Origin of the sequence: Amazonocrinis nigriterrae CENA67 (genome assembly GCF_016056305.1) — a bacterium.
GTDB classification, from domain to species: Bacteria; Cyanobacteriota; Cyanobacteriia; order Cyanobacteriales; family Nostocaceae; genus Amazonocrinis; species Amazonocrinis nigriterrae.
The window spans coordinates 173,157-193,563 of record NZ_JAECZC010000108.1; the positions used below are offsets into that span (position 1 = coordinate 173,157).

The following is a 20,407-nucleotide window of genomic DNA, read 5'->3' on the forward strand; positions in this document are numbered from 1 at the left end:
TGGGCAAAAACAATCCCAGCAATATAGGCTGTTTCAATGCTTGGGAAAAGGGGCTGAAAGTGAAATCAGTCAAAGTCGGCGAATCAGGGTCGAGGATGCATAAAAAATAGAGACACAACCTATAGGAAAAGTGAAAGCGTTACATGACCCCTACACAAACTTTATGACACAAGCTGAGTTTGGAATGGATTTTTATAGTATATATACTATAAATTAGCGATCGCGTTATCATCAAGGATGTAAAAAATCTACCCAAATTACCCAAGTTTTTGCTGGTCTATTCGGCGAAAAAGTACAAGTTTTAATGGCGAAATGTTTATCTTATAAATATCAATTCAAATAATGTCACCAATTGGTATTCCCGGTCGCTCAACTTCAGTTCAACAAACTGCAACTCCTAAGCTGTGGCTCATATTGGTGGGAGTCAGTAAATACCAAGATGACGGACTACCCAGCCTTAATTATTCAACAGTAGATTGTCAGAGATTAGCAGAAGCATTGGTAGATGCAGCCGCACAATTTACCCAAACGGAAGTTAAAATTTACCATGATTTTGCACCCCACTCACCATCTTTAGAAAATATCCGTGTCAATCTCCAACAAATTACAGAAGCGGCCCAACCTATTGATACTATTTTATTTTATTTTTCTGGACATGGAATTCTAGAACTAAATACACAGCAAGTATTTTTGTGTTTGGCAGATACTCAAAAATCTGATCTAAAAAATACAGCTTTAGCTTTACAAGAACTTTTGCAATTATTGGGTAATAGTGGGGCACAAAATCAGCTTGTTTGGTTAGATGCTTGTCATAGTGGCGGAATGACGCTCAGGGGTAAAACAATAGAACCATTGCTGAATTCTACACCAAAAATGGTTGAGTTATTACAACAATGTGCTGCTAAAACCAAAGGTTTTTATGCTTTGCTTTCCTGCGACAATAATCAGCAATCATGGGAATTTTCTGATTTGGGACATGGAGTATTTACTTATTATTTAATTAAAGGACTGCAAGGAGAAGCAGCAGATAACCAAGGCTTGATTTCTGTAGATAATTTGTATAGATATGTATATTATAAAACTCTGCAATATATAGATAAAATTAATCAACAGCTACGGCTAATTAACCAACAAAAAAAAAGCAAAGGAGAAACTCAAATCTTTCGAGAATATCCTTTGCAAACTCCTAAAAGAATTGTTGAGGGAGTTGGAGAACTAATTGTAGGTAAAAAATTAACCAAGGCAACTCCTGGGGTGCATGACAGGATAGGAATAGTAGTAGAGGGATTTTCAGTTAGCAAAACAACACTAGATATTAGTAAATTTTTAGGTAGTGCTGGGGGTTTTGCACTGGAGTATTTGCCAGCAACAAAAGTATCCGCTGATCATATCAAAGAAGCGATCGCTCATCATTTACAACAACCAGCATCAGAAGTTATTCTGCTTTATCTACGGGGACGAATTGAAGAAACTGACGCAGGGGAATGGTTATTACTGGGAGACAATATCCGCATCAAGCGTTCTTGGTTGAAACAACAGCTACGCCTATGTACAGTTCAACAAATTGTCATCCTCGATTGTCCTGTCGTTAATACATCTTTGCAAAATTGGGTAGAAGATTTGCAAATTGACTCCCACCAAGGACAATGTTTAATCGCTTACACTTCAGGCGCTGATGCACCAGAACGCTTTGCTCAGAAATTTCTCGATACTTTGATGGCGGCTTCCCAAGCAGATGGACTCTCAGCAGCCGGAGCAATCGCTCAACTACAATTGTCCTTAGCAGATAGCGGTGTTCCTCTATACATCTGGCTATCAGGCACACAAGGTATTATAGAAATTCTCCGAGCCAAAACTTATGGAAACACACAAGAATCAACCACAGGATTGGATTTGGGAGTATGCCCTTACATGGGGCTAAGTGCTTTTTCTGAAGAAGATAGTCAATATTTTTACGGCAGAGAAGCTTTAACTCAGCAGTTAATTCACCAACTACGCGATCGCTCTTTTCTAGCCGTCATTGGTGCTTCTGGAAGCGGTAAATCTTCAATTGTGCAAGCTGGTGTAATTCCCCAACTGCGATGGGGTAAACAAATACCTGGTAGCGAACAATGGTGGATTAAAAGCATTCGTCCAGGAGCAAATCCTCTAGAAGCTTTAGCACGGCGGCTTGGGGGAGGAGTAGGAGACCAGGGGGAAAACTTTTCATCTCCCCATCTTTTATTAGAAGGAATATTTCACCAAGGAATAGAAGCATTTGTTTACTGGATACGCAACCAACCCCACCCAGTTATGGTACTAGTGGTAGATCAGTTTGAAGAACTCTTCACCCTAGCTCCAACCCCAGACAGAGAGCTATTTTTAGAATTATTGCTGGGAGCAGTACAATATGCTGGCGATCGCTTCAAATTAATTATCACTTTACGCACAGATTTTATGGCCTCCTGTTTAGAAGTCCCAGCACTGGCTCAGGCTTTGCAGGATTTAAGCGTATTAGTTCCACCGAAGCTGAGTTTAGATGATTATCGGCGGGTGATTATTAACCCAGCTCAACAAGTCGGGTTAAAAATAGAACCAGAACTGGTGGAAGTATTGTTGCGAGAGCTAAATTACTCACCAGGAGATTTACCGTTACTAGAATTTGTTTTAGAGCAATTATGGCAACATCGAGTTGCTGGTGAATTGACTTTACAGACCTATCAAGAGCAACTAGGCGGAATTAAAGGAGCATTAGAGCGATCATCTCAGGCTGTTTACGAAAGTTTAGATCCCCAAATGCGGGAGTGTGCTAAGTGGATTTTTTTATCTTTGACGCAACTAGGTGAGGGTACAGAAGATACTCGCAGGCGAGTATATAAATCAGAGTTGATAGTCAAAAAATATCCAGCCGCCTTGGTAGAAAAAACCCTCAACGCTTTAACTACTGCCAAGTTAGTAGTGATGAATTTAGAAGAAGATACAAATATTTTTCCCAATAGTAAAGGAGACAACACAAACAGTACCCCACCAGAACAACCCAAAACTTCTCCTGTATCTTCCTTGTCCGCTTCCCCTATAACAGTAGAAGTTGCCCATGAAATCCTCATTCGCCATTGGTCAACTTTACGCTGGTGGTTAGAAGAAAACCGCGATCGCTTGCGAAAACAAAGGCAAATTGAGCAGGCTTCCCAACTATGGTTGCAACGTCATCAACAAGCTGATTTCTTGTTGCAAGGAGTGCGACTAGCCGAAGCAGAAGATATCTATATTAAATACACTGATGAACTTTCTGCTGATGTCCAACACTTTATTGAAGCTTGCTTAGCACAAAGAAAACAACAGCAACTACAAGAGAAAAGAAGACTCAAGCAAGCCCAAACGGCTGTCGTTGCACTCAGTGTTTTGGGATTAGCATCTGTCTGTTTCGGTGGCTTAGCCTATTGGAAATCCCAAGCAGCCCAACTGCGAGAAATTGAAGCTTTAAATGCCTCATCTCAAGCTAATCTTTTATTACATCAGCAACTAGAAGCACTGATGGTTAGTGTCAAAGCAGGTAAACAGCTAAAAAATACTCTTGGCGCACCAGCCCAAGTGCAAACTCAGACTCTGAGTATCCTGCAACAAGTAATTTCTGGAACTCAAGAGCGTAACCGCTTGGAAGGACATAGCGCTGAAGTATTGAGCGTGAGTTTCAGTCCTGACGGCAAAACAATTGTATCAGCCAGTAACGACAAAACAGCCATAGTTTGGGGACGGGATGGCACAAAGCTGCGAACATTAATCGGGCATACTGATACAGTGCGGAGTGTCAGTTTCAGTCCTGATGGCCAGATGATTGCGACTGCTAGTTTTGACCATAGTGTCAAGCTGTGGAGAACTAGCGACGGCGCTTTAATGAGAACGCTCAACGGTCATACTGCGGAAGTTCTGAGCTTATCTTGGTCTAGCAATAGTCAAATCATCGCTACTGGTAGCGCTGATGGCACTGCTAAAATCTGGAAGGTTAGCGACGGACAGCTGCTGAGAACTTTTAGCCCTCATAGCGATTTTGTCAATAGTGTCAGTTTTAGCCCTGATAGTAAAATACTAGCGATCGCTAGTGCAGACAAAACTGTTAAACTTTGGAGTGTTAGCGATGGACTGTTGCGGCAAACACTCCTTGGGCATAGTGCCCCAGTCTCTAGTATTGCTTTTAGCCCCGATGGTCAAACTCTAGCTTCAGCCAGTGAAGATAAAACTGTGAGACTGTGGCGTCAAGATGGTAGTTTATTAAGAATAATTGCCGCCCACAGTGCAGAGGTTCTCAGCGTCAACTTTAGTCATGATGGTCAAACCCTAGCTTCCACTGGCGCTGATAGCAGCATCAAACTCTGGAACCTGAAAGACGGCTCTTTACGCCAAACTTTACTAGGACATAGCATTGCAGTCTACAGCGCCAGTTTTAGCCCCGATAACCAAACTTTAGTTTCGGCTGGTGCTGATAAAACTGTTAGACTTTGGCAGCTATATGATCCTTTATTCAAAACTCTAACTGGACATCAAGGTAAACTCTATAATGTGAGTTTTAGCCCTGATGGGCAAACTCTAGCCACCGCCAGTCAAGATACTACTATCAAACTTTGGCGGCGTGACGGGACTTTGCGCCAAACTCTGGAAGGTTACAGTACTTCAATTTATGGACATAGTGCTGATGTCTATGGCTTAGCCTTCAGTCCCGACGGCGAGACCTTGGCTTCAGCTAGTCAAGACCATTACATTAAACTTTGGCGGACTCGTGACGGCTATATGATTAAAACCCTCAAAGGGCATGGCCGCGAAGTCAATAGTCTCAGTTTTAGTCCTAACAGTCAAATTCTGGCGAGCGCCAGTGCTGATATGACTGTTAAACTTTGGAATGTGCAAACAAAAGCTTTAATTAAAACTTTCCTAGGACATACGGCTGAAGTTTTGAGCGTGAGTTTCAGTCCTGATGGTCAACTTCTGGCCTCAGCCAGTAGAGATCATACGGTGAAACTTTGGAGAGTTCAGGACGGCAAGTTGCTGTACACTTTGCCAGGACACACCAATGCTGTCAATGCCATTAGTTTTAGCCCTGATGGTGAAGTACTGGCCTCGGCTAGTTCTGACAAAACTATCAAGCTTTGGCAAGTTAGTAATGGGGCTTTACAACAAACTCTGACAGGAAATACTGATGGCGTGTTGAGCGTCAGCTTTAATCATGATGGCAAGCTGATAGCCTCAGCTAGTGGTGATGGAACCATCAAACTGTGGAATCGTAATGGTAGAGAACTCAAAACTTTTTTGGGGCATACTGATGCAGTATTGAGCGTCAGTTTTAGCCCCGATAGTAAATTTTTGGCTTCTGCCAGTTTTGATGGTAAAGCTAAACTTTGGCGTCTTCTTAGCACAGAACTGCAAACCCAAGATTTAGATCATCTTCTGATTCGCAGTTGTGAATTGTTAGATGATTACCTCAAAACTAACCCTAAGATTAGTGATCAAGAACGGGGTTTTCTATGTTCAGATTTACGGGGCTAGAATTGACAGTATTTTGTAAGCCTGTACCGAGTTGCAACAAGGGATCTCTGCGAGGAGGATTGGGCCCTGGGCCTTTTCCTGGCTTAATACCGGTTGGGCCAGGTGATTCATTAGCGCCACCAAGATGAATGAGTTGATTATTAGTCACAGGAGCTGCAAATTCTGGTTTTGCAACAACTGATTGTAAATTCCCAACTTTAGATATAGGAGATTCTGTTGTATTTGCCAAACTCGGTAATGCACTGAATAATATTGTTGCCAAGGGGATCACTACACTCAAAACTTGCTTTTGCATATCAAACCTTTTCCTCTTTAATATGTACTTAAAGCTGAACTACTAGTCAGCCTGTCCCTTTGCAGATACTTAGCTACAAGCGCAGGTAATGGCATTCCAGATTATCGGTTTAAAACCCTTCAGTGACTTAATAGATTCAGTTCAGTTTTTTTATGCAGTTTTCTGAGTAACGAACTTTAACTTAGAGATAGTAAAGCAGTCGAAGCATAGTTTAGGACAGTGCTGATTGCTCGAAGCCTTGAAATAACTTGCTTTCTACTCAGTACTCAGCACTCAGCACTTTGCCATAGTTCCTCAGCTACAGCAATAGAGTAGTAGCCTGCCAAAAAGATTTTGACAGGCACAGGGAAAGGGTAAGGGGAAAAGGGGCGGATGTTTTTAATTTCTTTCCCTTTCCCCTTTTCCCTTTAAGCGGTCTTCAAGAGTCAAAATTTGCGTGGTGAACTAGTAGCACAGGTGTCGTAGTTCCATATTTTTGATACTTTATAAGTTTTAAACTTAAATAAATATATATTGGACATCTCAAAGAAGTCTATCTATGATACTCGTACAGAGATTTGCTTGAGACCAGAGCAATGGGTGAAAAAACAATGTCAGAGAATTTAAGAAGCCAAGTAGTGACGCAAGGAGTGCAGCGATCGCCAAATCGAGCTATGCTGCGTGCAGTAGGTTTTAAAGACGAAGATTTCAACAAAGCCATAGTCGGTATAGCCAACGGCTACAGTACAATCACCCCCTGCAACATGGGAATCAATCAACTAGCCCAAAGAGCAGAAATAGGCATCAAAAATGCTGGGGCAATGCCGCAAATATTTGGCACAATCACCATCAGCGACGGAATTTCTATGGGAACCGAAGGGATGAAATATTCCCTCGTATCACGGGAAGTCATTGCAGACTCCATAGAAACCGCCTGTAGTGGGCAAAGCATGGACGGAGTACTAGCCATAGGTGGTTGCGATAAAAACATGCCAGGGGCAATGCTAGCGATCGCTCGTATGAATATCCCTGGTATCTTCGTCTACGGTGGCACAATTAAACCCGGTCACTACAACGGACGCGACTTAACCGTTGTCAGTTCTTTTGAAGCCGTTGGTGAATACAGTGCAGGCAAAATTGACGAAAAAGAACTATTAGCAGTAGAAAGTCAGGCTTGTCCTGGGGCAGGTTCCTGCGGTGGCATGTACACAGCTAACACCATGTCCTCAGCTTTCGAGGCCATGGGCATGAGTTTACCTTATTCCTCCACAATGGCAGCAGAAGATGCCGAAAAAGCCGACAGTACAGAAAAATCAGCTTTTGTTCTGGTCGAAGCCATCAGAAAGCAAATCTTACCCAGGCAAATTATTACCCGCAAATCCATAGAAAATGCCATTAGTGTCATCATGGCTGTGGGTGGTTCCACCAATGCCGTCTTGCATTTTTTGGCCATCGCCCGTGCTGCCGAAGTAGAGTTAACATTGGATGACTTTGAAACCATCCGCGCCCGTGTGCCAGTTTTATGTGATTTGAAACCAAGCGGTAGATATGTAGCCACAGATTTACATAAAGCTGGTGGTATTCCCCAAGTGATGAAAATGCTACTACAGCATGATTTACTACATGGCGACTGCTTGACCATTAGTGGTCAAACCATAGCTGAAGTCTTGGTAGATATACCAACAGAACCACCTGCTGACCAAGATGTGATTCGTCCGTGGGATAATCCGATGTATTCTCAAGGACACCTAGCGATTCTCAAAGGGAATTTGGCAACAGAAGGTGCTGTAGCGAAAATAACTGGAGTCAAAAAGCCAGTAATAACTGGGCCAGCACGGGTGTTTGAATCAGAAGAAGCTTCCTTAGAGGCAATTTTGGCAGGAAAGATTCAACCGGGTGATATTTTGGTGATTCGCTACGAAGGCCCCAAAGGAGGGCCAGGGATGCGGGAAATGTTGGCACCGACTTCAGCAATTATTGGTGCTGGTTTAGGTGATGCTGTGGGGTTAATTACCGATGGCAGATTTTCTGGTGGTACTTATGGGATGGTAGTGGGTCATGTTGCACCAGAAGCGGCAGTTGGTGGTGCGATCGCGCTGGTAGTTGAAGGCGATAGTATTACCATTGATGCCCCTGCACGTTTATTGCAGTTAAATATCTCTGATGAAGAATTAGCTCGTCGCCGTGCTAATTGGCAACCCCCTGCACCACGTTACACCAAAGGTGTGTTAGCTAAATATGCTAAGTTGGTTGCTTCTAGTAGTCTTGGTGCTGTCACTGATTTGGATTTGTTTTAAAAGGGAGATGAGGGGGATGAGGGGGATGAGGGGGATAATTTTTCACTCCTAACTCCCAACTCCTAACTCCCCACTCCCCACTCCCCACTCCCCACTCCCTACTCCCTACTCTTCAGTCAAGTCCTCAGAAAAACGCTGATGTCTGGGAATTTTGCGATACCGATGTGGTTGATAATTATTAATTGGCTGTTGCTGTAGAGTACGGGGATTTTGCAAACCTAAATCTTTGAGGATTCTCTTGGCTGCAACTTCACCTGTTTGACAGCCGCCTTCCATATAACCTTGATAAGATTCAGAGCAGTGTTCCCCAGCAAAAAATAAATTGCCTACACGTTTTTGTTCAACTCCAGCTATTGTTGTCCACTGTCCTAGCAAATAGCAGCTATAGGAGCCTTGTGTATACTGTTCACCAGGCCAATAGGCGCGAATGGCTTGGCCTTGGCGCTGGTTTGTAATTCCGGGGAAAATCTGCTCTAATTGTGGCAGCAATATTTGGGCTTGAGATTCTGCTGAACCCTTGCCCAAAGATAAACCATTTTGACCACCAGTAAACTGAGTAATCACACCTTTGGGGCCGGGTTGGTAGCGGCTGGCTTCCCAAGTGTTTTGGTAGCCTGTATCAATAAAGGTTGCTGCGGTTGAATTATAGCGAGTCCGCCAGAATTTTTGTTGATAGCCTGTAATTAATTTCGCATTCGTGCCATATCCTAATTCTGCGATCGCTTTTTGTTTGACTGGTGGTAGATTGACATTCAGCGCCACTAAGCGTAAAGTGCTAAAAGGCAATGTCAGTAAAATTTTTTCATAGGTACGATTAAAAGTTCTATAGCCAGACCGTAAACTAACTCGATAGCGACCATCTGGACGAATACTAATAGCTTCTAATTCTGTATCTATTTCGATACTATTTGCTAAAGAATTTGCTAACAGACGGGGTACTTGTTCGTTACCACCACGAATGGTGTAACGTTCATCGCTTTCCCCATAAACTGAAAATTCATCAGTATTAGTACCAATCAAAAACAGCAGATTTAAACAAGATTGTTCTGCTGCGTCTCGACCATATTCAGCAGTGTAAGCAACATCCAGCATTTCTTGCAGTATTGGATGAACTTGTGCTTGTGCTAAATACTGTGTAATTGATGTATGATCTAAAGCGATCGCTGCTTGATTGTGAGAACGATAATTTACAGATTCATCACCAATAGCAGCTAAATCTTGTTCAATTTTCTCTGCTAAAGGAATGAAGTAAGTAATAATTTCTAATTCGGAAATTTTACGTCCTTGAAAATACCATGTTTCTTTGACTAATCCTTCATCAGCAGCACTTAAATCAGCTATTGTTAAACCTAGTTCTGTCGCTAATGTTTGCAAACTTGTATGATCTGTATCAACAAATTCTCCACCGATTTCTACCGTAATGCCAGTACTTGCTGCGTTCGGTAAACTACGTATTCGACCACCGACAAGGTTCCTAGCCTCAATGATGTCTACAGGAACTCCAGCTTGCCGCAGGCGGTATGCAGCAGTTAATCCAGCAATTCCTGCACCCACTACCAGCACTTTAGGAATCGTGGCAAAAGCAGTAGAATTACGTGCATTACGCCAAGTAACCGTAGCAAATGCACTTGCTAATCCCAAACCTCCGTAAAGTATTCGCCGACGATTAGTTTTTTGTTTTAAAATATCAACTAATTCATCCGTGGGAATACCCATTTTAATCGATGCTCTCGCAATCTTATAAGCGCGTCGCAAAGATACTAACATTGCAGACCTAGCCATTGAGGGCACCTCTATTGTTGATAAGTTTTAAATATTATTAATTCATCTTAAACAAAGTTATTTTTTGTGACAAGCTAATTCAATTAACATATGACCAAAGAGCAACTACTACCACCAGGAAGTTTCGGTCTACCTTTTTTAGGTGAGACACTTGGCTTTATTTCTGATCCTTACCGCTTTGTTAACAAGCGCTATCGCCAATACGGGCCGATCTTTAAAACTAATCTTCTTGGCAAACCCACTGTAGTGATAGCAGGGCCAGAAGTAGTTGAATTTGTACTTGCCAAACATATGGAGTATTTTTCTTGGCGTGAGGGATGGCCCAAGAATTTCAAAACCTTGTTAGGTGAATCACTGTTTCTGCAAGATGGAGAGGAACACCGTAAAAACCGTCGCCTGATGATGCCAGCGCTACATGGGCCAGCATTGGCAAATTATGTAAGCAAAATGGAGAATATTACACTTGGTTATTTGAAAAAATGGGAGGAGAAACAAGAATTTACTTGGATGGACGAATTTAAACAACTAACATTTGATATTGCTAGTCAGTTATTGATAGGTACTAATGCTGGTTCTGATAATCAGCGATTTAGTCAGTTATTTAAAGACTTGACAAATGGTTTTTTTGCGATTAATCCCCTACCTTTACCATTTACTACACTGGGTAAAGCTATAGCAGCTCGCAATCAGATTCTAGAATATATTGCCAAAGTTGTTAAAGAACGTCAGCAACATCCTACTAAAGACGCTTTGAGTTTATTAATACAAGCTAAAGATGAAGATGGTAACAGCTTAACTGAGAAAGAACTGATTGCCCAAGCAGTACTGTTAGTCTTTGCAGGACATGAAACTACAACTTCTATGCTGACTTGGATATGTCTAGAATTGGCTAGGAATCCAGAAATTTTACAACGTGCTAGAGAAGAACAATTACAACTTGCGAGTAAAGGTGGTTTAGACTTAGAACAATTAAATCAAATGCCTTATTTAGAGCAAATTTTCTCGGAAGTTGAGAGACTTTATCCGCCTGTTAATGGGGGGTTCCGTGGTGTTGTCAAAGAGTTTGAATATAATGGTTTTTATGTTCCAGCTGGTTGGCAATTGCTTTATTCAATAACCGTAACTCACCGCCTAGAGGAAATTTACCCTCAACCAGAACGTTTTGATCCAGACCGTTTCAGCCCCCAGCGTCAAGAAAATAAACAATATCCTTTTAGTTTAATTGGTTTTGGTGGTGGGCCACGCATCTGTATAGGCATAGCCTTTGCCAAAATGGAAATGAAGATTGTTCTTGCCCATCTTCTACGTGGCTATCATTGGGAGATATTGCCTAATCAAAGTTTAGATATAGTGCGACTGCCCACGAATCACCCCAAAGATGGGTTGCGAGTTCGATTTCAGCCTCGGTGAAATATTCTATGGCATCTCAAGTAGACATACATTTGCCTGACGGAGTTTTGCAAGCTTTGCAAAACTTCACAATTTTTGTTGGTGAAGGCGTTAATTCTTTCACCAACTCAGCACAACAAGTCGGAGAGTCTCTAAAGACAAACGCCACGCAAACGACTAATAAAGCAATTGATACAGTTACGACTTCTCTTGAGGAAGCTAAAGGTTCTCTAGAACAAAGTTGGCAAACAGCCGAACAAGTCAAGAATACAACATCGGCAGCAGTTAAAGATGCGATCGCTGAAGGTATTGGCGGAGTCATCACTGACTCTGTGAATAATTGGCTAATACAACACCCTACATTATTGCGACTGATTCAAATACTAAATTGGGCAGTTAATCATCCAATTATTAGTTTAGTAATTCTGCTTTTTGGTCTAGCTCTGATTTGGAGTATCATCAAAGCAATTATCCGCTTGATTGAAACAGCAAGTTGGTCAATATTACAATTACCGTTAAAATTAATTTCCAGTTTTCTAAAAATTAGCTTTTTATCCTTGACCAAAGTTAGCAGTTTAGTTATTCAGAAAATAACACCTGCTAAACAAACTGATAATACACAACTTTTTCTACCTACAGATACTCAAATGCTTTCTCAAAATAAGCAGCAAAGATTAGCAGAAATTTCTAACCGATTAGCAGTTATTCAACAAGAACAAAAAGAGCTTTTACAAGAAGCCGCAGACTTAATTGCATCAGATACAATGGATATAAAATTACCAAAAATTAAATTAAGCAGGTAGATAATTTATACCAATTTAAAAAATGTTTGCGAGAGATACCTTCACAAAACCTAGACGCAGAAGGCGATTGACAATCTAAAATCTAAAATCCAAAATACTATTAGGTTCCATAAGTTGCTTGCAACCGTTGTAAAAGATATTCTCCTGCAAGGATGGGTGGATAAATAGACTGGTCTTTGTGAGAATCCAAACAAGCAATTTCTGTATCATCATTAGGATGACAGAAAAAAGCGATAGAATACCGCGACTGTTTCACCCTATTGTCATTGGGAATGATCACTCGATGTTTGGTTGAGCAAAAAATATGATTTGTCCATCTTTGCATTAAATCGCCAGTGTTGACCACTACTGTATCAGGAATTGAAGGGGCTGCAATCCACTCTCCTGAAGTTGTTTGCACTTCCAAACCTCCGACTTGATCTTGGAAAAGTAAAGTTATACTCCCATAATCAGAATGTTCACCCGCACGCACTTGTTCGGGTTTAGCTGGTATTTTTAATGGGGGATAGTGCAGCAATCGCAAGGTATGCTGTTGTTGATTGTGTCGTATAGTAAAAAAATCTTCTGGCAATTCCAACGCCAAAGCAAATACTTGCAAAACTGTGTTAGCAATTTCTGTGCAAGCTTCATAGAAGGCTATAATTGCAGGGTCTTTGGCTGGAGAAATCGAAGATACCTGGCGAGAAACTAATTCGGATTTACCTAAATTAAACGCTTCTTTTAAATCACCTGGTTTATTAGGGTCGAGGCGTTCTCTTTCAATACCAACATAACCTGTGTTGTTGAATTCATTACTCCAAGCTAGTTGCTGTTTGACTGTCAAAGGTAAATTGAAGAAAGATTCACTTTGGGTGAATACTTGCTGAACCAATTCTCTTGAGATTCCTGGATTTTGCAAGTACATGAAGCCAATTTCATGACAAGCTTGATAAATTTGTTTGACTACAGTTTGCCGACTTTTTTGATCACCATTAGTGAAGGTAGCTAAATCAATTACTGGAATTGTAAACATATAATCAGCTGTTTGACATCGCTATTACTAATATCAAAGCTTAGAATCTTTTTTCAGCACTCAATACCCTGTACCAGCAGTACCTGCCTTGAAAAATTAGGTGAGATAAATACCTGAACTTAACCGTATTAATTGATCAAATAAAATAATAATAATATAAACTTTTCATAAATTCTGTGATTTTACTAATAATATATTGCTTGATAAAATAAAAATATATATAATTTTTTATCTTAAATTAGCTCTGATTTTAACATTTATTATAAAAACTCATAAATTTAAAAGTAAATTGACAGAAAAAATTTAATATTATCTAATATTTTAGATATTTAAAAGGCTGCTTTTGCATATTGTATAATAATTTAATTAACTTTGCTATAAATAAAGTAGGCGAAATTATGAATTATTCAGGATTTACCCTATGGTTTACAGGATTTTCTGGTGCTGGTAAAACCACAATTTCAAAAGGCGTGGCATTGGAGTTAAAGGCACGGGGTTGTCGGGTAGAAGTATTAGATGGGGATACAGTTCGGACTTATTTGTCTTCTGAATTAGGATTTAGTAAAAAAGACCGAGATACAAACGTTCGGCGAATTGGGTTTGTTTCTAGTCTGTTGAGTCGGAATCAGGTTATTGCTATTGTGGCTGCAATTAGCCCTTATAGAGATGTCCGCAACGAAGTACGACACATGAATCAGACCTTTGTTGAAGTTTATGTCAAAGCATCTTTAGAAGCTTGTGAACAACGGGATGTCAAAGGATTATACGCATTAGCCAGAGCCGGAAAAGTTAAAGAATTTACAGGTATTGATAGTCCTTATGAAGAACCTTTAAATCCAGAAATTACTTGTAATACTCAATATGAAACTATAAATGAAAGTATCGCAAAAGTAATCAAAGCACTAGAAGAATATGGCTATATACCAATTTGAATGTTGGATTTAAAATTTTCTTTCGCATTCAGTTACTATAAATCCATCTGTTGTAATTATTGTTTAAATCGGTTGACTGAAACCTAGTCTGATAAAGTATTTACACACTTTATTGTATTATTTTCTCATGAGGAAATTCTCAGCTATTGCGATCGCAACTCCCATCTTGCTCATACTTCTTAACATGGCTAGTTTCCCAGGTATATCTGCACAATCTCAAGCAATTGACACATCCTCGCTTGTTTCTACAATCCCTGTTGCTCAAAGTGTTGACCTTGGACGCTCATTTAGAGAACTAGGTATAGAAGGTTCAATTCTAATTTACGACCAAAACAACAAAAAGTTCTACGAACATAACGCTGCTCGCAACTCACAAGCATTCTTTCCCGCTTCAACTTTTAAAATTTTTAATTCTCTGGTAGCGTTAGAAACTGGCGTCATTAAAGATGACGTAGCTGTATTGACTTGGGACGGCATTCAACGCCAAATTCCTGCTTGGAACCAAGACACGAATATCCGCCAAGCTTTCAAAAATTCAACAGTATGCTTTTATCAAGTATTGGCGAGGAAAATCTGTCATGAACGGATGCAGAAATTTATCAATCAAGTTGGCTATGGGAACCGTCAAATTGGTACACCTGAACAGATTGATCGATTTTGGTTAGAAGGGCCACTGCAAATTACACCCAGACAACAAATTGAGTTTATGCAACGTCTATATCGCCAAGATTTACTATTTTCTCAACGTACTTTCGATTTAGTTAAAGATATTATGGTCTTTGAAAGCACCCCAAACTATGTACTGCGAGGAAAAACAGGTTGGGCAACTAGTGTTAATCCTAATATTGGTTGGTTTGTGGGATTTTTAGAACAAAACAATAATGTATATTTCTTCGCTACAAATATTAATTTGCGTAATCCTGATGATGCTCCGGCTCGAATTGAAATTACTCGCCGCAGTTTTAAAGCTTTAGGATTGCTGTAAAATAAAGGACTGCGGAAATTGTGGATTGATGACTTATGACTGTTGACAGCAATGCAGCTACAAAAGGAAAATAACATGCCGTTAATGGAATTGAGCCTTGATACAACACATGAAGCGGTTGATTGGGTTTGTACGCTGCTTGCTGAAAACATCGATATGAATGATGTTCACATCACCGAATATGACGAACAGTGCCCAAGCGATCAAACCGAACCAGATGTAATAGACTCTCATTGGTCGTTTACCATTCGTTTGTATTTACCTTACGATGTCCATTCAAGGGTACGCAGAGAAAAAATTGTCAATCTACTTTCCCCACTGCACCGTACAGGAATTGCGACAGCCGTTGAAACAGCTGTAGTTGAGGAGAAGTTCACAGGCGTAGACAAGCCTAAACCTCTTGTGCATCGCATTGGGAAAAAATTTGTTGTAGTTGCTCCTGATGCAGCTGATGAATCTGAAGCAACAGACGAAATAATATTGAAACTAAAGACCACCCTCGCCTTCGGTAGTGGTCTGCATCCTGCAACTATTCTCGCCCTAAAACTGCTTGAGCGGTACATCGTTCCTCAAATGCATGTCCTTGATTTGGGGTCGGGTTCAGGTATTTTGAGCGTTGCAATGGCAAAGCTTGGTGCAACAGTTTTAGCATTAGACAACGACATCATTGCCGTACAAGCCACTCAGGATGCTGTACATCGTAACGGCGTTGAACAGCAGGTGACAGTTATACAAGGAAGCCTGGGATCTGGTAGCGATATGGGACATTGGATGGGTGGAGAAGCAATCAACAATGTATCCAAAATCGAGCCTCAAGAGGCATTTGACCTGATAGTCGCCAATATCCTAGCACGAGTGCATATTGCCCTTGCTGAAGATTATCAGCGATCGCTTCGTCAAACTCACACAGACCCTAAACTACTAATTACAGCTGGTTTTACCACCGATCACGAGGAAGATGTTGTGACAGCTTTATCAGCAGTAGGATTTGAAGTCATCGATTCTGAAAGATTAAACGAATGGGTCGCACTTGCTTATAGACTTGGGAGTTAGTTGTTAGTTGTCAGTTGTTAGTTGTCAGTTGTCAGGAGTTCTCCCCTGCTCCCCTACTCAGCACTCAGCACTTTCAAATGAGATAAATCCATCAAATTTGCCAGCTTGTAAACTATACGCGCACCTACATTACCATCCCACTCACCATCACCGACTTCGCAAAGGTCAAAGCCAATAATTTTTCTACCACTATTTACGACTTCTCGGAACAAACAAAAAGTTTGCTCTAATTCCAGTCCGCCTGGAACAGGAGTACCTGTACTCGGACAAAGTTTTGGATCGAGTCCATCTACATCAAAACTAATATGAACGTATTCAGGTAAATGATTGATAATTTCTCGACATAAATCAATCCAAGTTGTTCCTGAATAAAGCTTTTGTTTAATAGCTGGATCGTAATAAGCGACAATGCGATTATTAGATTCGTTAATCATTTGCACTTCGTAGTGAGAAATATCACGCAAACCCACTTGTACTAACTTAGAAATTTGCGGTATTTTCATTGCATTGAACATAATAGACGCATGAGAAAATTCAAATCCTTCGTAGGCGTCGCGTAAATCAGCATGTGCGTCAATGTGCAAAATGCCGTAATTGGAATATTTAGCTGCTAATGCTTGAAAATAACCTAACGGCGAACTGTGATCACCACCGATGACTGCGACTCGCTTACCTTTGTTAATTGCTTCCTGACACTGTGCAAACAGCCATTGATTTATCTGTTGACAAACCTGATTAATTTCTGTGAGGACAGGAGTTAAATCTGGCGTTTCTGTAAGTGGTTTGCCTTGCGCTAATCGTTCAATAATTTTTGCTGCCAAGGTACGGTAGTATGTGTTTTTATCTAAAATATCTTGGGGAATTTCCTGTAGGAAAATTCCTTGTTTCCATCCATCAGGATGATCAAAATCGAATAAATCTAGTTGAGTCGAAGCATCGAGAATCCTCTGTGGCCCATTGGCTGTACCTGCACCGTAGGAAACCGTGACTTCCCACGGTACGGCAAAAACAATCAAATTTGCAGACTCGTAATCAAACGGCAAACCCAAGAGGTTGCCATTAATTTCACCTATGTCGCTGGGGTTATAGTCTTGAAGTTGATTAATCATTGATGACTGATAAGCGTTGCTTTGGTAGATTACCAATGGACACTTGTATTGTAGTTGAGTAAATATAAAAAGCCACATTGGCAAGATTAAATTCAAGGCGATCGCTGTCACCTTAAACAGTACGTCTCAAAGTATATCCATACAACAAAATTTTATAACTCTTTCTTGGTGCTAGTTAGGAGATACTCTGCTCATGACTAACGAAGAGGTGCTAGAAATCATTGAACAAGCAGCTAAAGACAAAGTGACAGAATTAGACCTTTCTCTTAAAGGTTTAAAAATACTGCCAGCAGAGATTGGTCAACTCACCAACCTCAGCAGACTCTCCCTCAACTTGAATCATCTGACGACGCTGCCAGCAGAGATTGGTCAACTCACCAAACTCACCGAACTTCACCTCTACTCCAATCAACTGACGATGCTGCCAGCAGAGATTGGCCAACTCACCAAACTCACCGAACTTCACCTCTACTCCAATCAACTGACGACGCTGCCAGCAGAAATTGGTCAACTTACCAACCTCAGCAAACTTTACCTCTACTCCAATCAACTGACGACGCTGCCAGCAGAGATTGGTCAACTCTCCAATCTGACCGAACTTGACCTTAACGACAATCAACTGACGACGCTGCCAGCAGTGATTGGTCAACTCTCCAACCTCCGCAAACTTTACCTCCACTCGAATCAACTGACGAAGTTGCCAGCAGAGATTGGTCAACTCACAAACCTCGGTGAACTTTCCCTCGGCTTTAATCAACTGACGACGCTACCAGCAGAGATTGGTCAACTCTCCAACCTCCGCAAATTTTACCTCCACTCCAATGAATTGACGAAGCTACCAACAGAAATTGGTCAACTCAACAACCTCCGCGAACTTTACCTCAACTCCAATCAAATGACGAAACTGCCAGCAGAAATTGGTCAACTCAACAACCTCAAAATACTGGCTCTTCGTGGTAATTTAGTCCCTATTCCCCCTAAAATTTTAGCGTCAGGCAATGCCAAAGAAATCCTAGATTTCTATTTCCGTATGTAAGATCCAAACTAAACCGAACCATATACAAATTAGTTTCATGTCATGCTGTTTTCATGTCATGCTGTCAATCATTATTATTTTGCACATACACATCTCGCACAGGGAAAGGAATTGAAATTCCAGCTTGCTGGTAGCGTTTATGCAATTTTTTCACAAATAAATGTTTGCCAATACGCTGGTCGAAGTATTCACTTACCCGCATATAAAGCGTAAAATCTATACTAAAATCCCCAAAAGTATGAAACCTAATATATGGCTCATTTGCTGTTAATTCAGGTGCAATTTCTTGCATCACCTCTTTGGCAACTTCTACAGTGATTCGTTCAACTTGTTCCAAATCACTATCGTAACTTACGCCCACATTCATGGTTAAAGTTATTTCTTTTACTGGCAGATGGTAATTAGTAAAAATTGCCGAAGCTAGTTTAGAATTAGGTACAATAATTACGTTATTAGAAAACTCTTTAATAGTTGTATTGCGCCAAGTAATATCTGTTATGTATCCTTCATGGCCACTATCTAATTTGACATAATCGCCAGTTTTTACCTGTTTAGAAAGAATCAAGTAAAAACCAGAAAATAAATTTGCTAAAGTGTCTTGCAGTGCCAAACCTACTGCTATACCACCAATTCCTAAAGTTGTGACTATGGGTGTAATTTGAATACCCACAGTTTGCAACAAAATTAAAGTGCCCAAAACTAAAACGGCAGTTTTAGCGACGTTAGAAATTAGTGATGCTGTAACCCCCTCTGTCCTGTGAGTGTATAGAATCACAAAACCAGCAGTTAGCCTTGCCAAAACTAACGTAACTGAAAACAAAAAAGCAACCGTAATGATTTTTTGCAATAAATTAATAATATCTGGCTTCAGAGGTGCGCTAATAATTGCGCCTAAAAACCCAGCAAGTACAAACCATATAAATGGCATACGTTGCAGAGATTTAAAGATGATTTCGCTGCCAGGAATATTTTTCTTGCTAGCAAATAATTTTAGTCTTTTGAAAATAAATTTCTCACCAATTACACCGAACAGCAAGCCAGATATAATCAATGCCAAAGGTAAAATCCAGTCAATCATAGAAATTTGAAATTGGGAATTAAAAATTTCATGTAGCCACAGGTGTGGTGTCATTCTTGCCAAATTTTACCTTGTTAGTGCCTCAAGCGATGTTTGAAAAGTCGTTTTGAAGACTCAAATATTTGCTAGAAGGGAGTAGGGAGTAGTGTCAAGATTATGGTTAAAAATTATTAATAAGTATGGATCTGCCAATTATTTATCATCCAGATTATGTTGCACCGCTGCCTGAAGGTCATCGTTTCCCGATGTCCAAGTTCCGAAAACTCTATGAATTACTTTTAGCTGAGGGTGTGGCGCAAACAGAACAATTTCATACGCCAAAGCGTCCGCCTCAAGAGTTAATCGAGACAGTTCACACCCCAAACTACGTTACAGCTTACTGCGAGGGTACGCTAGAACCCAAAGCACAACGCCGCATCGGTCTGCCTTGGAGTCCAGCATTGGTTAATCGTACCTGTGTAGCGGTTGGTGGTACAATACTGACTGCTAAGTTGGCACTAAGTCAGGGTTTAGCTTGCAATACTGCTGGTGGTACCCATCATGCCTTTCCCAGTTATGGGTCTGGTTTTTGTATTTTCAATGATTTGGCGATCGCCTCTCGCGTTCTGCAAAAACTTGGACTTGTCCAAAAAATCCTCATTGTAGATTTAGATGTCCATCAAGGCGATGGCACTGCTTTTATCTTTCAAGACGACGAGACAGTTTTTACCTTCTCGATGCACTGTGATGTTAATTTTCCCAACAAAAAGCAAAAAAGCGATCTGGACGTTCCCCTATCAGTAGGAATGGAAGATGATGCCTATTTACAAACTTTGGCGAATTTTCTACCAGATTTATTATCGGATGTCAAGCCTGATTTAGTATTTTACGATGCAGGCGTTGACCCCCACATAGGCGATCGCTTAGGCAAGTTAGCCTTGACCGATGCTGGCATTTTTCGCAGGGAAATGCAGGTTTTAAGTACCTGTGTCAGTAGTGGATATCCCGTAGCCTGCGTCATTGGTGGCGGCTATGCTGACGATATGAAGTCTCTTGTCTGGCGTCACTCTCTATTGCATCGCGCCGCTAGTGAAGTTTATCGCCAATTTCGACTCTAGGGATAGGGGGATAGGGGGATGGGGTGATGAGGTGATGAGGGGG

At 40.8% G+C, this 20,407-nt stretch carries 14 protein-coding genes; 9 read left to right on the plus strand and 5 right to left on the minus strand.

The genetic code is table 11. The features are described from left to right. The first annotated feature begins 342 nt into the window (after nt 1-342). Nucleotides 343-5,517, plus strand: a complete 5,175-nt coding sequence (locus tag I8748_RS33425) for an nSTAND1 domain-containing NTPase (RefSeq protein WP_198128765.1) — start codon at nt 343-345, stop codon at nt 5,515-5,517. Here I8748_RS33425 and I8748_RS33430 read toward each other — a convergent pair. Then, nucleotides 5,471-5,812, minus strand: a complete 342-nt coding sequence (locus I8748_RS33430; RefSeq protein ID WP_198128766.1) for a hypothetical protein — start codon at nt 5,810-5,812, stop codon at nt 5,471-5,473. The two genes, I8748_RS33425 and I8748_RS33430, sit on opposite strands and share 47 nt — an antisense overlap. Before the next feature lie 590 nt (nt 5,813-6,402). Here I8748_RS33430 and ilvD point away from each other — a divergent pair. Further along, nucleotides 6,403-8,088, plus strand: coding sequence for a dihydroxy-acid dehydratase (ilvD, locus tag I8748_RS33435; RefSeq protein ID WP_198128767.1), 1,686 nt, complete (start codon nt 6,403-6,405; stop codon nt 8,086-8,088). Between the two features lie 105 nt (nt 8,089-8,193). Here the strand turns inward: ilvD and I8748_RS33440 are convergent, their stop codons facing one another. Then, nucleotides 8,194-9,870, minus strand: coding sequence for a flavin monoamine oxidase family protein (locus I8748_RS33440; protein ID WP_198128768.1), 1,677 nt, complete (start codon nt 9,868-9,870; stop codon nt 8,194-8,196). Nucleotides 9,871-9,960: 90 nt separating this feature from the next. On the opposite strand from I8748_RS33440, the gene I8748_RS33445 reads away from it, so the two are divergent. After that, complete coding sequence (locus I8748_RS33445) at nt 9,961-11,280, plus strand: cytochrome P450 (protein WP_198128769.1); 1,320 nt, start codon at nt 9,961-9,963, stop codon at nt 11,278-11,280. Between the two features lie 8 nt (nt 11,281-11,288). After that, on the plus strand, nt 11,289-12,062 hold the full coding sequence (locus tag I8748_RS33450) for a hypothetical protein (protein ID WP_198128770.1): 774 nt from the start codon (nt 11,289-11,291) through the stop codon (nt 12,060-12,062). 100 nt (nt 12,063-12,162) lie between these two features. Here I8748_RS33450 and I8748_RS33455 read toward each other — a convergent pair whose 3' ends face one another. Further along, complete coding sequence (locus I8748_RS33455) at nt 12,163-13,074, minus strand: isopenicillin N synthase family dioxygenase (RefSeq protein ID WP_198128771.1); 912 nt, start codon at nt 13,072-13,074, stop codon at nt 12,163-12,165. 398 nt (nt 13,075-13,472) lie between these two features. Here I8748_RS33455 and cysC point away from each other — a divergent pair, with 398 nt between their 5' ends. The 3 genes from cysC to I8748_RS33470 all read left to right on the plus strand — a co-directional run bounded on the left by cysC (nt 13,473) and on the right by I8748_RS33470 (nt 16,044). Then, nucleotides 13,473-14,006 (plus strand): adenylyl-sulfate kinase, encoded by a 534-nt coding sequence (cysC, locus tag I8748_RS33460; RefSeq protein WP_198128772.1) that lies wholly within the window; start codon nt 13,473-13,475, stop codon nt 14,004-14,006. Between the two features lie 127 nt (nt 14,007-14,133). Next, nucleotides 14,134-14,991 (plus strand): class D beta-lactamase, encoded by an 858-nt coding sequence (gene blaOXA / locus I8748_RS33465; RefSeq protein ID WP_198128773.1) that lies wholly within the window; start codon nt 14,134-14,136, stop codon nt 14,989-14,991. Between the two features lie 75 nt (nt 14,992-15,066). Next, complete coding sequence (locus I8748_RS33470; protein ID WP_198128774.1) at nt 15,067-16,044, plus strand: 50S ribosomal protein L11 methyltransferase; 978 nt, start codon at nt 15,067-15,069, stop codon at nt 16,042-16,044. A 53-nt stretch (nt 16,045-16,097) separates the two neighbouring features. Here the strand turns inward: I8748_RS33470 and speB are convergent, their stop codons facing one another. Further along, entirely contained in the window at nt 16,098-17,153 is a 1,056-nt protein-coding gene (gene speB, locus I8748_RS33475; protein ID WP_198128775.1) for an agmatinase SpeB, read from the minus strand. 193 nt (nt 17,154-17,346) lie between these two features. Here speB and I8748_RS33480 point away from each other — a divergent pair, with 193 nt between their 5' ends. Beyond that, nucleotides 17,347-18,189 (plus strand): leucine-rich repeat domain-containing protein, encoded by an 843-nt coding sequence (locus I8748_RS33480; RefSeq protein ID WP_198128776.1) that lies wholly within the window; start codon nt 17,347-17,349, stop codon nt 18,187-18,189. Between the two features lie 64 nt (nt 18,190-18,253). On the opposite strand, the gene I8748_RS33485 is transcribed toward I8748_RS33480, so the two are convergent. After that, nucleotides 18,254-19,267, minus strand: a complete 1,014-nt coding sequence (locus tag I8748_RS33485) for a mechanosensitive ion channel family protein (protein ID WP_198128790.1) — start codon at nt 19,265-19,267, stop codon at nt 18,254-18,256. 179 nt (nt 19,268-19,446) lie between these two features. Between I8748_RS33485 and I8748_RS33490 the strand changes: the two genes are divergently transcribed. Further along, a complete protein-coding gene (locus I8748_RS33490) occupies nt 19,447-20,364 on the plus strand; it encodes a histone deacetylase family protein (RefSeq protein ID WP_198128777.1) in 918 nt (305 codons plus the stop codon). The last annotated feature ends 43 nt before the right edge of the window (nt 20,365-20,407 follow it).